The following is a 14,609-nucleotide window of genomic DNA, read 5'->3' on the forward strand; positions in this document are numbered from 1 at the left end:
AAGGGCATGCAGAGTCGTTTCAGGCCGACATTCAAACCGATGCTGCGCGCCCTGTTGCTGATGGGCCTGTCGATGGACGCCGCATTCGCGGCGGTCGGCAATTGTTCGGCATTGGGGCGCATGCCACCGGTGATCGAAATTGGCGAAGGCTTCCAGCAGGATGTGCAGTCGCCGGTGGCGATCACGCGCCTGGCGATTGGCGATCCGAAAATCGCCGACGTACACGCCAACGGCAGTTCGTCCTTTTTGCTCACCGGCGTCGCGCCCGGCGCGACCAGCCTGATGGTCTGGACATCGTGCTCCAGCGAGCCGCGCCAGAGCATGGTGTTCGTGCAGGGCGCGGCCACCGCAGCGATGACCAGCGCCCTGCCCTCGGATGATCCAAACCTGCCCTCGCAAGTGCAGACCGACATTCGATTCGTTGAAGTCAGCCGCACCAAACTCAAGGAAGCCACCGCCTCGCTGATCGGCACGCGTGGCAACTTTCTGTTCGGTTCGCCCGGTACCCTGCCGCCGATTGACGGTGTGCCGCAGCCACGCCTGCCGGTGGACAACTCGCTGTTCAACTTCTCGTGGATCGGCGGCAAGACCATGGCGATCATCAACGCGCTGGAAACCAGCGGCTTCGCCTACACCCTCGCGCGGCCGAGCCTGGTGGCGCTGAACGGCCAGAGCGCAAGCTTTCTCGCCGGCGGTGAAATTCCGATTCCGGTGCCTAGTTCCGGTAGCGACAACGTCTCGATCGAGTACAAGGAATTCGGCATTCGCCTGACCCTGACGCCGACCATCATCGGCCGCGATCGCATCGCGCTGAAGGTCGCCCCGGAAGTCAGCGAACTGGACTTCAGCAACGCCGTGCAGATTGCCGGCACCACCGTGCCCGCCCTGACCATTCGCCGCACCGACACCAGCGTGTCGCTGGGCGATGGCGAAAGCTTCGTCATCAGTGGCTTGATCAGCACCACCAACAGTTCGCAAGTGAACAAGTTTCCCGGCCTCGGTGACATCCCGGTCCTCGGCGCCTTTTTCAAGGGTTCGCAGATCAAGCGCGAAGAGCGTGAACTGCTGATGATCGTCACTCCGCACCTGGTGCAGCCGCTGGCTGCGGATGCGCAACTGCCGTCGTTGCCGGGAGAAAAACTGCGCAACTACGACCCGAATTTCTACCGCATGTTTTTCCTCGAAAACGGTAACTTCGACAAGCGCAGTGGGTTATCCCAATGAGTCAGAGCCTGAGCCAGACGTTCCTCGCCATCACCCGCAACAGCACCGATCTGGAATGGCTGCAAAGCGCCCTCGCGCCGCTCGGCCAAGTGGTCAGCGCCGGCGCAGGCAGCCTCGACGAGTTGCTGGCATTGGTCGATGTAACGTTCGCCAATCTGGTCTTCGTCGGCCTCGATCGCGAACACGTGGTGGCGCAGAGCGCCCTGATCGAAGGCGCACTGGAAGCCAAGCCGATGCTGGCGATCGTTGCCCTCGGCGATGGCATGGACAATCAACTGGTGCTCAATGCGATGCGCGCCGGCGCGCGGGATTTCGTCGCTTATGGCTCACGTTCCAGTGAGGTCGCCGGGCTGGTGCGGCGCCTGAGCAAACGGCTGCCGGCCGTGGCCCCCAACACGCAACTGGGTGGGTTGACGGTGATGTACGGGGTGCAGAGCAGTTCCGACGGTGCCTTGCTCGCCAACCACATGGCCATGGTGGTGCAAAAGAGCGGTCAGCAAACATTGCTGCTCGACCTCGGCCTGCCCCGTGGTGACAGCCTCGCGCTGCTCGGGCTGGAGAGTTCGTTCCACTTCGGCGATGCCCTGCGCCACTTGCGAAGGCTCGACGCGACACTGATCGACAGTGCCTTCACCAGCGCCGACGCCGGGCTGCGGATTCTTGCCTACGCGAGCAACGATGAACCGCTGGAAAGCACCAGCGCCGCCGAGTTGTACATGCTGCTCAGTGCGCTGCGCCAACATTTCCAGCACATTGTCGTGAACCTCACCGGGCAGACCGACAGCGAAGCCTTGCGCACCTTCGTCAGCCATTGCGACAAGCTGCTGTGGTACACCGATCAGAACGTCCTCAACTGCCGACGCAACCTCGCCGTGCTCAATCTGTGGCGCGAAAAAGGCATGAAGCTCGACCACGGCCGACTGCTGATCGACCGCTATTTGAGCAACGTCGCCCCGAACGCGGAAATCCTCGGCAAGACCTTCAACCTCGAAGTCATCGCCACGCTGGCACTCACCCCGGAAGTGCGCCTCAACGCGAAAAACCAGGGCGTCAGCCTGTTCGAGCTGGCCCCGCGCGAAAAACTCACGCAGAGCCTGCGCGCCCTCGGCGAGCGGCTGGCGAAACGCTCCGAAGGGCTGGCGAAACCGAAAGTCACCTGGTTCGACCGCTTGCGAGGCACCTCATGAGCGCAGAAAAACTCTTCGGTGCGCCGCCCCGCAGTGGCGTCGGCAACACCGACCACGAAGGCCTGAAACTGGTCCTGCACCGCTACATCATCGACGCGATAGAAGAGTCGGGAAAAAACCTGCTGGAAGGTTCGCGCCAACAACTGGCGCAATTCGTCACCGACAAAGTCGCCGAGTACATCGCCCGTCTGCACCTGGCGATCTCGCGCTATGAGATGGAACGACTGGCCGAAGAGATCGTCGACGAACTCACCGGTTTCGGCCCCCTGGAAGTGTTGCTGCGCGATCAGTCGGTGACCGAGATTCTGGTCAACGGCCCGCACCGGGTATTCATCGAACGTGACGGCGTGCTGCACCAGAGTGACCTGCGTTTTATCGACGCACACCACGTGGAGCGTGTGATGCAGCGCATCCTCGCGCCACTCGGGCGACGGCTCGACGAGTCCTCGCCGATGGTCGACGCACGTCTACCGGACGGCAGTCGAGTCAACGCAATCATTCCGCCGATTGCCCTCGACGGCCCGTGCCTGTCGATTCGCAAATTTCGCAAGGACATGCTTAAAAGCAGCGACTTGATGGCCATGCAAACCATCGACATGGCGATCTTCGATTTCTTCCAGGAGGCGGTAGGCAAGCGCTGCAATATTTTGATCAGCGGCGGCACCGGCACCGGCAAAACCACGCTGCTGAACATCCTCAGCCAGTTGATCAACCCGCACGAACGCCTGGTGACCATCGAAGACGTCGCCGAGCTGCAACTGGGCCATCCGCACGTGGTGCGTCTGGAAACCCGTCCGCCGAATGCCGAGGGCCACGGCGAAGTGAAGGCCAGCGACCTGATCCGCAACGCCCTGCGCATGCGACCGGACCGCATCATCCTCGGTGAAATCCGTGGCGTCGAAGTGGTCGATGTACTCACCGCGATGAACACCGGCCACGACGGATCGATGAGCACCGTGCACGCCAACAATGCGCAAGATGCGTTGCTGCGCCTGGAGACATTGGTGGGGCTGACCGGGCGTTCCATCGCCGAACGCACCCTGCGCCAGATGATCTGCGCCGCCCTCGACGTGATCATCCAGCTGACGCGCATGCCCGACGGGCGCCGCTGTGTCAGCGAGGTAGTGGAAGTGGTCGGCATCCGCGAAGACGTCTACGTCACCAACACCCTGTTCCGCCTCGACCGCCGCACAGGTTTCGGCTTCCTGCGCGAAGCGGTCAACCCGGCCGGCGACAAGTTGCGCCACGAGGCCCACCTGAGCTGACGGCAAGGAGCACGCTGTATGTTGGGACCGCTCATTCTCATCGCCATTTGCCTGATACTGCTCGGGCTGTCGATCCGCCTGTTTCTGCACGGCCTGCACAAAACCGCGACGGAAAAAGTCCTCAACCGCCTCGCCGCCGGTCAGCCGCAACTGGCCGCTGAAAAACCGGTATGGGTGGGGCTGGAACGGATGTTTCTGCGCGCCGGGCTCGGCCGTCCCAGCGAACATTTCGGCGTGTGGCTGAGCCTGTGGGCCGTTGCGATGGGGCTCGGCTATCTACTGGCCGGGTGGATCGGCCTGCTGCTGATGATCGTCGTGCCACCGCTGGTGCTGCGGCTGTACATCGCCTTCCTCTACCAGCGCCGGATCAAGCGCATGATCGAGCAACTGCCACAGCTGCTCGATCACACCGTGCGCAGCCTGAAGTCCGGGCGCACGTTGAGCGATGCGGTGATGGGCGGCATCGACGCCAGTGAAGACCCGCTGAAAAAAGCCATGGGCCGGGTCCAGCGCAACGTGCAACTGGGGGTCAATCTGCCGGACGCCGTCAGTGACTTTGCCGAACTCTATGAACAGGACGAACTGCGCATGTTCGCCCTTGGCCTGAAGGTCAACCATCGCTACGGCGGCAACGCCAGCGAGCTGCTGGAAAACCTGATCAAACTGATCCGCGAACGCGACCAGGGCGCGCGGCAACTGCGCGCCCTCACTGGCGAAACCCGCATGACTGCGTGGGTGCTCGGCGCGCTGCCGCTGCTGCTGGTGAGTTACTTCATGCTGACCAACCCCGGCTACATGCTTGGCATGTGGAACGACGCGAGCGGCCAGCACATGCTGATCAGCGCCGCCGTGTTGCAAGTGGTCGGCAGCCTGGCGCTGTGGCGCATGTTGCGGAGCGTCTGACATGGTCTATCTCGCCGCCCTGATGTTGCTGCTCGGTGCCCTGTTGCTGGTGGTCAATCACTTGTTCACCGAACGGCGTCGGGTGCGTCAGGTCAATCAGCGTTTGCAAGGGCAGTTGGTGCGCGAGAACCGCTTTGGCAGCTGGCTGCGCGCACTGGGCAGCAGCAAGTTCGGCCAGCGCTCAGTGAGCATCGACAGCGAAACCCAGACCCTGCTCAATCGCATCGGCTGGCGCCGCGCCAATGAACGCGCGCTGTTCGCCGCCTGCCAGATCGGTACGCCACTGCTGACCCTGGGGCTGGCGATCTTTCTGCAAGAGGTGTTTTTCCCCCAGGCAGAACACCGCTGGCTGGTGCCGATGCTCGCCACCGGTGCCGGTTATCTGCTGCCCAAGCGCGTCCTGGCCTACGCCGCGACACGTCGGCAGAAAACCATCGCGGTGGAAATCTCGACGTTCATCCCGCTGCTGCGCATCCTTTTCGAATCCGGCATGGCGGTCGAACAGGCGTTGCGCGTCCTCAGCACCGAAGCGCAAAAACTGCTGCCGGAACTGACCAGTGAACTGCGCCTGATCCTAAGCCGCGTGGACTCGGGCCTGGAACTCGGCCAGGAGTTGAACAAAGCCGCGGTGATGCTCGCCGTCGATGAATTCAGCGATACCTGCGTGATCCTCCAGCAACTGATTCAACAGGGCGGCGGCGCGATGAAATCGCTGTTGGCGCTCAAGCAATTGTTGGATGACCGCCGCCTGACGCGCCTGCAGGAATACATCTCGAAAATGTCCGCAAAGATGTCGGTGGTGATGATGCTGTTTCTGTTTCCGGCACTGCTGATCGTCCTCGCCGGCCCGGGCTTCACCGCCATTGCCCGGGCGTTTGCAAACTGACCTTGGCTCATGGAGAGCGTTTGATGAAAGTACTGATAGTCATGGCAAGTCTGTTGCTGCTCGGCGGTTGTGCCACCGACGGCCAGGCGCCGTGGACGGCGCTGCTGGCACCGAGCAGTTGCAGCAAAATGACCCAGGAGCAGGAACTGGCCCTGAACCTCGCGGACGACCTGGCCAACGACGGCAAACTGCACGCCAGCCTGGCCAACCTGCAAAGCCTGCCGGACAACATCAGCGAAGTGCGCCTGCGCAAAGCCAAGGTCTATCGCCTGCTCGGCCGCAGCGAAGCCGAGCCGCTGTACCGCGGCCTGCTCGGCGGTTGCCTGAGCGCAGAAGCCGAACACGGCCTCGGCCAACTCTACGCCGCCCGCGGCGACAACGGTCAGGCCCAGGCCCATCTGCAACGCGCCGCCCGCCTGGCGCCCACCGACGAAAACATCCGCAACGACCTCGGCGTGGTCTACCTCAACCAACTGCGCTTGAACGACGCGCGCTTCGAATTCCTCACCGCCATCGAACTCAAGCAGAACAACCAACTGGCGACCCTGAACATGGTCACCCTGCTGCTGTACCAGAACGACTGGCCACAAGCCGCGGAAATCGTCAGCCGCGCCAAACTGACCCCGGCACAATTCACCGAAGCTCAGGAGCGCGCAGAAAAACTCAAGGCACCGGTCAAGGCCAAACCCGCCACCGGCAATCAAGTCGCAGCCGTCGCCGACCCGCTGCCGTCATCGATCAAATAAGGAGACAGCCATGACCCCCTTCAAAGGCCTGTGCTACCTGACCTTGCTCAGCCTGCCCCTGAGCGCCGCCGCCATCGACGCCGGCCCCGCCTCGGCGCAACAACAGGAAACCGAAGGCTGGCTGGTCCTGCAAAGCCGCAACAAAGCCGCCTCGCCCAAACCGCAAACGGCGACCGCGACCGAACGGGACTTGGCGATGCAGCGCTGGCTGAAGAAATACAAATATGAAATTCCGGATTTTTATGACCCGGATGCGGGTGGGAAGATCGAGACCAAGAATTAGTGATGTGGTGACCTTGCGAGCGCTTTCGCGAGCAGGCTCGCTCCCACAGGTGGATTGCATTTCAAAATGTGGGAGCGAGCCTGCTCGCGATGAACGATGACGCGGTGTGCCTGCCGGATCAGGTCTGCGGATCGACCCGATCCAGTGCCCGGTTTACTGCCAGTTCAGCCAGCATGATGATCTGCTGAATCGCCAGCGCCGTATTGCGCTCGGGCCGGCCGAGCTGATCAGCAAAATTACCGGCAAGGGTGTTGGCTGAGGCCAGGGATTCACAGGCGTGAGCGAGCAAGCTTTCGGTGTCGATTTTCGGATGGATGAGGAACATCGTGCTGGGTTGGCGGGGTTTTTCAGGTTCGGGGCAGAGATAGAAATCGAGAGCGCGTTTGATGGCTTCGCGGTTTTTAGCGAGGTCGTCGGCGCGGATGGCTTCGTCGAGGGGGGTGGTGGGGGCTTGAGGTGGGTCGGGAATCAGTTTGTCCATTGCAACAACTCTCCAAAGTCTCGGCCGACACCTGCTGCCATTCTCACGGGGCAAAAGGTGGCAGCTATATGCGGGGTGAGAATACCGGTTATGGACACCCGGCCAGACCGAAGCCTGCCCGCACACAGCCGCCATGACGCATTGCAGACAGCGGAAAGCTGGCGGCGATTATGCGTGCACAGATGCTGGATGACCATAAGTTGCCGGGTTCTCACACCCGATCGCTGAGTGTTCAGCGACGGTCAAAGACTAGAGAGCGTACGTCCGACGGACAACCTGAAAACCTTGTGGGAAGGTTCTGGTTGTCTGGCACACATTTAAACAGCCAAAAGCCAACCCTCACCCTAGCCCTCTCCCAGAGGGAGAGGGGACTGACCGCGTTGTCTGGGAGAGCTACATCGACGTGCGATACCGCGTTGAACTCAGGCTTTGAAAAGCACACCAATCGGCCCCCTCTCCCTCGGGAGAGGGCTGGGGTGAGGGGCCGCTCCAACGCAAATCAAACGCCAAACCCCATGCTCTTCACCACTCAATAGGCCGAGTGTCAGCTCGCCTGCTTTTGATCCTGGAGCCCGTCGGCAGGCTGAGCGCAGGGATTGATCCGGGGGTGGGAGCGCAGCGACCGTTTGGCGCAGCCAAACACATCGAGAGGAGGTGCAGCGAAGCAAACCGGAGGCGATGCCCCCGGATCAATCCCGGAGCGAAGGAACCCCGAGCCTCAGCGAGGGGCCGAACGTCAGGGCAAAGCCTTTTTGGTTACTTTTTCGGCGTCTGGAAAAAGTGACCCGCCGTAAGGGCGGAACCCTAATCAGCACCACCCGCAGCAACGGATATTCACCCAAAAACCAGTCTCAATGCGCCGTAACCCGCTGCCGCGCAGCCGAAGCACTCGGCGAAAGCGCCAAAGCCAACTGCGTCCGATTATGCATATGCGTCAACCGCAATACCTGCGAAACATAAAGCTTCACCGTGTTCTCGGTAATCCCCAACTCACAGGCAATCTGATAATTGGTCTGCCCCTTGCCCACCAACCGCGCCACATCCAGCTGCCGTGGCGACAACTGATTGAAAATCGCCGGCATCTCCAGCGCCTCGGCCTCCCCCGCTTGCGCCACATCTCGCGCCGAAGCCGGATTGCGCCGCACCTTGTCCAGATCCTGATACAGGTCATCAATCGACTCGGACAAATACTGCAGCTTCTGATTCAAATGCCCCAACTGCAGATTCTTCTGCCGCTCCTGCAACGCCACCTCCTGACGCTGCAAACCCTCGAGCAACTCATCCAGATCAATCGGCTTCTGATAATAATCGGCAATCCCGGCGCGCAACGCCTTGATCACATCCTGCTTGTCAGCACGCCCGGTGAGCATGATCGCCTCGAACGCCCGATGCTTGCCCGCCAGCCGCTGCAACGCCTGGATCAACTGAATGCCATCCATGTCCGGCATGTGCAGATCACTCAGCACCAGACCAATCTCCGCGTCTTCGCTGAAACGCTCGATCGCCTGCGCACTGGATTCACACGGCACACAGCGGTAACCGTTACTTTCAAGAAACTCGCACAACTCCTCCACAATCAATGGCTGATCGTCGACCACGAGGACTTTTACCGCAGACGTAAGCTTGTTCACGTGCCACTCCATGTCCCAGGCCAAAGCTGACCATTCCTGTACTGCCAGCCTTTGGCTGTATAACCAGTTCCTTTGAAAGTAGACGCACTTTCCGACTATGTACATAGAACTAGTGGCGCCGGGCGACTAATGGATCCAAAGCAAGACAAGCCCGGCGCCAATCAACACGAACGGTGCAAATGGCAGCTTTTTTGACTTATCTGGCCCCAGATATCGCAGACGTTGTCTAAGCCCTTGACTCATATGGAGCCAGACTCTTGGCGCCAGCAGCATCCAGACCAGGCTGGCGACGCCGGCGCCGATAAACACGCCAAGGATGAACAGACCGTCCGTCGCAAGGCCCAGAGCTGTCATTAATTTCACATCGCCGGCCCCCATGCGGCCCATGAAAAACCCGGGCAGCGTCAACGCCAACGCGATCAGACAGGCCCAACCGCCCTGCCCGGCTTCGGCGCCCAGCCAGGTGCTGCCGCTCCACAGCAGATAGGCCAGCGCCACTGCCGCCGCGCCGAGGGTCAGACTATTGGAGATACGTCGCTGGCTGGCGTCTTGCGCCGCGCATAACAGCAGCCAGATAAGGAGGACAAAACTGTGCATCTGGTAAAAACCGTCCGTTTTTGCTGAATGATTCTATGCTGATACTACGCAGTGACTGTCAGGGTAGACGCACTCATGAAAACCGGCTTTCGCAAGTCGCAAAAAGGTGCAGTGGCGATTGAATTCGCGTTGGTCTTCATCATTTTTTTCGCCGTGTTTTACGGTCTGGTCAGCTACAGCTTGCCCTTCGTGATGATGCAATCGTTCAACCAAGCCACCTCCGAAGCGGTGCGCCGCAGCGTCGCGGTCGACCCGGCAACGCCCAACTATGCAACGGTCGTGGTCAACACCGCGAACGCCGCGCTGACGCAACAATTGCAGTGGGTGACGGCGCCCTTCAACCTGGTGGTCGGGGTCGACACCAGTGCGGTCTACAGCACCGGCGGCAGCAACGGCCCCAATGGCACCCTCACCGTGACGGTGAACTACCCGGTCAGCAAGCTGAATCAGGTCATCCCGTTTCTGGTGCTGCCGGGATTCGGCACAGTGCCTAACCTGCCGCCCTATCTCACCGCCAAATCGAGTCTGCAATTTTGACCGCGGGTGACAACCTCTTCGGGCGGCTGCTCAAGCGCGCACCGATCGCCACCCACGACTCGCCTGATCGCCTCGGCTCTCCCACCACCGGCCTGCAACTGCTGCTCAACGACATGGCGGGCGTGGTGCAAACGGCCGGACCGCTGCGTCATATGCTGCAGCAACAAAAACCCCATGATCAGCCCCTGCCGCTGCGAGACTATCTGCTGCCCCACAGCCGACTGGTCATCGAAGGCCGACCCCGGGAGTGGCAAGGGTTGTTGCTCGATCTCGACTTCCGCGGCCTCGGCGAACAGACCCTGCACCTGCGCGGCTGGGTGCAACCGTTGGCGGACGGCTGGCTGCTGCAGTTGGTCGACATTGCCGACCTGCTCTTCGAACGCCAACAGTCGCGCCAGCGCGAGGCCTGCCAATTGATTGCCGGGCAAATCAGCGAGCAACTGCGCGCCTGTAGCCTGACGCGCTTGCCGGTGACTGTCAGTGAACAATTGCAGGTCATTGCGCAACGCTGGCACATCCCCTGCCTGGCACTGGCGTTGCTTGATGAGGACGAACAGGGCTGGCAGATCTATCGCCAGTACCGGGCGTACGACGCGCCCGACGTGTGGCATGACGGTCAACGTCTGGGCACGCCGCTGGACAGTTTGCATGGCGGCGCCCCGCAACGGGTGGCGGTGCATCACGGCCTCGACGAACATTCGCGGGTGCAGATGCTGTTCGGCAACGCCGACGGTTTCGCCGTGCCGTATAACGATGAACGCGGTGTGGTGGCGTGGTTGCTCTGCGGCTTTTACCCGGTGGAAAGCGCTGCACCCTATTTGCAGGATCGCGACTGGATGGCCTTGACCGGCGCGCTGGCCGGGCCGCTGTTGGGGCGCCTGCGCGAGCAGCAGCATCACCTGCAACTGGAGCGCATCGAATCGCTGCAAACCTTGCTCGGGACTGGCTGGTGGGAAATCCCCGGCGCCGACGTGCACATTCAACTGGCGCCCGCACTCGCTAACACACTGCAGCTGGCGTCATCGCGTTTGTTGCTCGAAGACTGGTTGCGCGAAATCCACCCCGCCGACCGTGACGAGTTACGCAGCCGTTTGCAGGCCTTGCAACAACACGGTGAGGCGTTGTCCCTCAACGTTCGTCGGCAAAGTGCCGACGGCGGGCAGGCCGCGAGCTGGTATCGCGTGCAAGGGCAAGTCATCGGTGCCGGTGAACAGCGTCGGCTGGTCGGTTTCATGCTCGATATCAGCAACTTCCAGAATCAACAGCAACAGGCCGCTGCCGCCCACGCCCGTCTCGACAACCTGATCGCCAGTTCGCCGGCGGTCATCTATGTCCAGCACTACCAGGAAGGCGCGCTGGTGCCGGCATTTTTCAGTGCCAGCCTGCAACCGCTGCTGGGCTGGAGCCTGGCCGACTGCGCCGATGGTGCACTGCTGGAGAAGCTGCATCCCGAGGATCGCGATCTGTATTTCGAGCGCACCCGCCAGTTGTTACGTGAAGGCGCAGTGCGCGCCCGCTATCGGATTCGCGACCATCAAGGCGCTTATCACTGGCTGCTCGACGAGGCCAAACTGTTACGCAATGACTTGGGGCTACCGGTCGAGGCTGTCGGTTTGTGGCTGGACGTCACCGACGCGACGCTGGCCGCCGAGCAGGTGAAACAGAGCGAAGAACGTTATCGGATTCTGGTGGAGGACTCGCCGGCGATGATCTGCCGTTATCGCCCGGACTTGACCCTGACCTTCGGCAACCGGCCACTGGCAACCTATCTCGAATGCACACCGGAGCAGTTACCCGGGGTCAATCTGGGCAGCTGGATGTCCGATGAACAGCGCGCCGCTTTTGTCGAGCGGCTGGCGTTACTGTCACCGGAGCTGCCGGTGAGCACCGCAGAAATCAGTCTGCAATTGCCCGGCCGCGAACACGCATGGTGGGTCTGGTCCGATCGCGGGGTGTTCGATGAACACGGGCAACTGATCGAGGTGCAAGCGGTGGGCCGCGACAACACCGAGGTGCGGCGCTCGCAGCAACAACTCACGCAAAGCGCGAAAATGGCCACCCTCGGCGAAATGGCCACGGGCCTGGCGCACGAGATCAACCAGCCACTGAACGTGATGCGCATGGCCATCGTCAACGTGCTCAAGCGCTTGGGCAACGGTGATGTGCAGATCGATTACCTGACCGACAAACTCAACCGCATCGACGCCCAGGTTCATCGCGCCGCAAAAGTGGTGGACCACATGCGCGTGTTCGGCCGCCGTTCGGAAATCGAACAGCAACTGTTCAACCCGGCCTCGGCCATCGAAGGCACACTGTCGCTGCTGGCCGAAGGCATGCGCGGCAAAGGCGTGGATCTGCGCATCAGCGAGACCGCTTTCGAGGTCCAGGTGCGCGGCTATGTCGATCAGCTTGAGCAGGTGCTGATCAACTTGATGGTCAACGCCCGCGATGCATTGCTCGGCAAGCGCGAGAAAGATTCGACGTTCAAGCCATGGATTTCGATTTACGCCGAGCGCGATGAGCACAAGGTACGTCTGTGGGTCGAGGACAACGGTGGCGGCATTGATCCGCGCTTGCTCGAACGGATTTTCGAGCCGTTCTTCACCACCAAACCGATCGGCGTCGGCACCGGGCTGGGGCTGTCAGTGAGCTACGGCATCATCGATAACATGGGCGGCCAGTTGAGCGTGCGCAACTCGGCGGAGGGCGCACGGTTCTGCATCGAATTGCCGATTGCGCCGAACACCTAGATCACCAGATAGGCTTTGCCGGTTTGCCCGCAGGTCATGTTGGCACCGACGTCGACGTCCATCAGGTTGATGCCAAGACCTTTGAGCAGGTTGTTGAGCAGTGGGTCGAGCAAGGGGCTGAGCGCGCCGGTGACCACCGGCAACAAACGGTTGGTGACATCGCTGATCAACGAAGCGACGCCAGTGACGATGGCACCCAAAGGATTGCTGCCCAACGGTTTGTAGACGATCAGATTGATGCCCGCCAGGGTGCTCGACAAGCTGCCGACGATGTTGTTGGTCGGCACCGCCGGCAGCACGCTCGGCGGCAGTTTGAGGTTGGCCGGGGTAGCGAACGGCGTGCCGCTGGAGAACACCAGGTCTTGCGTGTTTTGCGCAACGCTGGTGTCGAGCATGATGCCGATGCCGCCCGCGCCGTATGGCACATGAGTGGCGGGATCACAGGTGCCAAGCAAGAGGACCTTGTGGCAGGTGACGATGCCCAGATCGATCAACGCCAAAGGCGCCACCGTGGGTTCGGCCGCAGAAGAAAAAGCGTTGGTCGGGTCGATCTTGCCAAGCTTGAGATCGGCAAGCGACGTGACGGTGCGCGCGGTCAGGCTCTTGGTGCCGGTGGTGCCCGTCGGACAGCTGTAATCGGTGACATAACTTTTCGCCCCGCCGGCGTCCAGACTGATGTCGATTTGCGGTGACGGCAGCAGTTGTGGATCAAGTTGCTCACAACCGGCCCCCAACAGGCACAGGACTGAATTGAGCGTACTGACCAGATCCAGACTCAGCAGCGCATTGAGCGTCGGGGTCAATCCACCGACCAGTCCGAGTACCGCATTGGGCAGTCCGGTGACGCCGCTGAGGACCGGCAGATTCAATGAAATCATCGTACGGACCTGCGCAGTTCGAACATAAATCCGATCCGGCCCCAACGGGTTCGCCTTGGCCCGCGCCGGATCACCAATCGCAGAAAACTGCGGCGGCTCGATCACTTTCACCCGCACCGTGACATTCGCCAGCCCCAGCACATTCACCGGCAACGTCGCCGCCACCGCGCTTTTGCTGTTGGCCAGTTGCACCACGCCCTGAATCAATTGCAACAGTTGCAGATTGGCGTCCAGCCCGGCTGCCGTGGTGCCGGTCTGCAATTGCAGAATGTCGCCCAATTTGACCGGCGCCGCATTGATCGCCGCGATCTGCAGTTGCCCCAGCGCCGTGATCACTTGCGCGGTCGCGCCGTTGAGTTGCACCACTGTCGCCGCCGCCTGAATCAACTGCGTCACGGTGGCCTGGGTGTTGAGCAACTGGGTGTAATTGCCCGCCGCGACATTCAGATTGATCGCCAGTTGATCGAGGTATTTGAGCAAGTTGATATCGGTGTTGAGCAGGCCGTTCCAGCCCAGCGCCGTGAGGTTGACGTTGCCGCCGAGCAGCCCGGAAAACAGCGGATTGAGAATGTTCGATTGCGCGGTATCGATGCTGGCCAAGGTGCTGCGAATGTTCAGCTGGGCAATGGTTGGCTGCGGTTTGGCGGCCACTGCCGAGGCATTCAGCGTGGTGTTGAGACTGACCGGCGTAGCGCTGAACAAGGCCTGCACGCCACCGGCAAAACTGGTGGTCACCGTGCGGCTGGCAGCGACTTTGACCGCCGCTGCCTGAGTCGCATCGACGCTGAAGGTGCGCATGCCGGTGACTGCCGTGACCAAGGTGCCGCAGGTGGTCGACAGGGTATTACTGGTGTCGACGGTGTAGCCATTGCGCACCGCGCTTTGCCCGGCGTAACTGGCGGCGGTCAGGCCCGGCAGGCAGGTGCCGCCACGGCTGACGGCTTCGAGGGCGGCGTTGTCCACCACCCGCTGCAGCTTGCGTTGCTCCAGGTACAGCCGACCGGTGTCGACCACCAGCAACATCAGCACCAGCGCCAGACTGAGGGTGGCAGCCGCCATCAACCCGATCGCCCCGCGTTGCCGGGTCGGGCCGTTGAATTGCGAACGAGGCGACATGGCGCACTCCTTTGCCGGCGCACTGCCGAGCGCTACCTCCATTGGTGGATTTGAGTGTAGACGGCGCTAGTGGCAACGCGCCATTTGCTGCGCCATAAAACAATCGTGGGAGTCCGCAGGCCGGC

13 protein-coding genes are annotated in these 14,609 nt (G+C 61.5%); 9 read left to right on the forward strand and 4 right to left on the reverse strand.

Annotated features, from left to right (window positions below):
- Positions 1-6: 6 nt before the first annotated feature.
- From WA225_RS02280 to WA225_RS02310, 7 genes are read left to right on the forward strand one after another with little or no spacing between them, the layout of a single operon-like run.
- The gene (locus WA225_RS02280; protein WP_422606706.1) at positions 7-1,224 is read left to right on the forward strand and encodes a type II and III secretion system protein family protein; all 1,218 of its coding nucleotides are present in this window, start codon (positions 7-9) and stop codon (positions 1,222-1,224) included.
- On the forward strand, positions 1,221-2,411 hold the full coding sequence (locus WA225_RS02285; protein ID WP_422606707.1) for a pilus assembly protein: 1,191 nt from the start codon (positions 1,221-1,223) through the stop codon (positions 2,409-2,411). Before WA225_RS02280 ends, WA225_RS02285 begins: the two co-directional genes overlap by 4 nt.
- Entirely contained in the window at positions 2,408-3,676 is a 1,269-nt protein-coding gene (locus WA225_RS02290; protein WP_422606708.1) for a CpaF family protein, read from the forward strand. Before WA225_RS02285 ends, WA225_RS02290 begins: the two co-directional genes overlap by 4 nt.
- An 18-nt stretch (positions 3,677-3,694) precedes the next feature.
- Entirely contained in the window at positions 3,695-4,579 is an 885-nt protein-coding gene (locus tag WA225_RS02295; protein WP_422606709.1) for a type II secretion system F family protein, read from the forward strand.
- 1 nt (position 4,580) lies between these two features.
- Positions 4,581-5,465: a type II secretion system F family protein gene (locus tag WA225_RS02300; protein ID WP_422606710.1), complete on the forward strand. Its 885-nt coding sequence runs from the start codon at positions 4,581-4,583 to the stop codon at positions 5,463-5,465.
- 23 nt (positions 5,466-5,488) lie between these two features.
- Complete coding sequence (locus WA225_RS02305) at positions 5,489-6,211, forward strand: hypothetical protein (protein ID WP_422606711.1); 723 nt, start codon at positions 5,489-5,491, stop codon at positions 6,209-6,211.
- Between the two features lie 10 nt (positions 6,212-6,221).
- Positions 6,222-6,494 (forward strand): DUF3613 domain-containing protein, encoded by a 273-nt coding sequence (locus WA225_RS02310; protein ID WP_064117285.1) that lies wholly within the window; start codon positions 6,222-6,224, stop codon positions 6,492-6,494.
- A gap of 118 nt (positions 6,495-6,612) precedes the next feature.
- Here the strand turns inward: WA225_RS02310 and WA225_RS02315 are convergent, their stop codons facing one another.
- The 3 genes from WA225_RS02315 to WA225_RS02325 all read right to left on the reverse strand — a co-directional run bounded on the left by WA225_RS02315 (position 6,613) and on the right by WA225_RS02325 (position 9,203).
- The gene (locus WA225_RS02315; RefSeq protein ID WP_422606712.1) at positions 6,613-6,975 is read right to left on the reverse strand and encodes a DUF6124 family protein; all 363 of its coding nucleotides are present in this window, start codon (positions 6,973-6,975) and stop codon (positions 6,613-6,615) included.
- 851 nt (positions 6,976-7,826) lie between these two features.
- Positions 7,827-8,606: a response regulator transcription factor gene (locus WA225_RS02320; protein ID WP_422606713.1), complete on the reverse strand. Its 780-nt coding sequence runs from the start codon at positions 8,604-8,606 to the stop codon at positions 7,827-7,829.
- A gap of 126 nt (positions 8,607-8,732) precedes the next feature.
- Positions 8,733-9,203 carry a prepilin peptidase gene (locus WA225_RS02325; protein ID WP_422606714.1) on the reverse strand — a complete coding sequence of 157 codons (471 nt, stop codon included), beginning with the start codon at positions 9,201-9,203 and terminating at the stop codon, positions 8,733-8,735.
- Positions 9,204-9,278: 75 nt separating this feature from the next.
- On the opposite strand from WA225_RS02325, the gene WA225_RS02330 reads away from it, so the two are divergent.
- Together WA225_RS02330 and WA225_RS02335 are read left to right on the forward strand one after the other, a co-directional pair.
- Positions 9,279-9,740: a TadE/TadG family type IV pilus assembly protein gene (locus tag WA225_RS02330; RefSeq protein WP_422606715.1), complete on the forward strand. Its 462-nt coding sequence runs from the start codon at positions 9,279-9,281 to the stop codon at positions 9,738-9,740.
- Complete coding sequence (locus tag WA225_RS02335) at positions 9,737-12,490, forward strand: ATP-binding protein (protein WP_422606716.1); 2,754 nt, start codon at positions 9,737-9,739, stop codon at positions 12,488-12,490. The genes WA225_RS02330 and WA225_RS02335 overlap by 4 nt, the downstream gene beginning before the upstream one ends.
- Here WA225_RS02335 and WA225_RS02340 read toward each other — a convergent pair.
- Positions 12,487-14,484, reverse strand: coding sequence for a pilus assembly protein TadG-related protein (locus WA225_RS02340; RefSeq protein ID WP_422606717.1), 1,998 nt, complete (start codon positions 14,482-14,484; stop codon positions 12,487-12,489). The two genes, WA225_RS02335 and WA225_RS02340, sit on opposite strands and share 4 nt — an antisense overlap.
- Positions 14,485-14,609: the final 125 nt, after the last annotated feature.

The sequence above is a fragment of the Pseudomonas sp. genome, from assembly GCF_049300855.1.
In the GTDB taxonomy this organism is placed as follows: Bacteria; Pseudomonadota; Gammaproteobacteria; order Pseudomonadales; family Pseudomonadaceae; genus Aquipseudomonas.

Coding starts and splice junctions, on each gene's coding strand:
- WA225_RS02280 (WP_422606706.1), top strand. CDS start 7: ATGCAGAGTCGTTTCAGGCCGACATTCAAACCGATGCTGCGCGCCCTG.
- WA225_RS02285 (WP_422606707.1), top strand. CDS start 1,221: ATGAGTCAGAGCCTGAGCCAGACGTTCCTCGCCATCACCCGCAACAGC.
- WA225_RS02290 (WP_422606708.1), top strand. CDS start 2,408: ATGAGCGCAGAAAAACTCTTCGGTGCGCCGCCCCGCAGTGGCGTCGGC.
- WA225_RS02295 (WP_422606709.1), top strand. CDS start 3,695: ATGTTGGGACCGCTCATTCTCATCGCCATTTGCCTGATACTGCTCGGG.
- WA225_RS02300 (WP_422606710.1), top strand. CDS start 4,581: ATGGTCTATCTCGCCGCCCTGATGTTGCTGCTCGGTGCCCTGTTGCTG.
- WA225_RS02305 (WP_422606711.1), top strand. CDS start 5,489: ATGAAAGTACTGATAGTCATGGCAAGTCTGTTGCTGCTCGGCGGTTGT.
- WA225_RS02310 (WP_064117285.1), top strand. CDS start 6,222: ATGACCCCCTTCAAAGGCCTGTGCTACCTGACCTTGCTCAGCCTGCCC.
- WA225_RS02315 (WP_422606712.1), bottom strand. CDS start 6,975: ATGGACAAACTGATTCCCGACCCACCTCAAGCCCCCACCACCCCCCTC.
- WA225_RS02325 (WP_422606714.1), bottom strand. CDS start 9,203: ATGCACAGTTTTGTCCTCCTTATCTGGCTGCTGTTATGCGCGGCGCAA.
- WA225_RS02330 (WP_422606715.1), top strand. CDS start 9,279: ATGAAAACCGGCTTTCGCAAGTCGCAAAAAGGTGCAGTGGCGATTGAA.
- WA225_RS02340 (WP_422606717.1), bottom strand. CDS start 14,484: ATGTCGCCTCGTTCGCAATTCAACGGCCCGACCCGGCAACGCGGGGCG.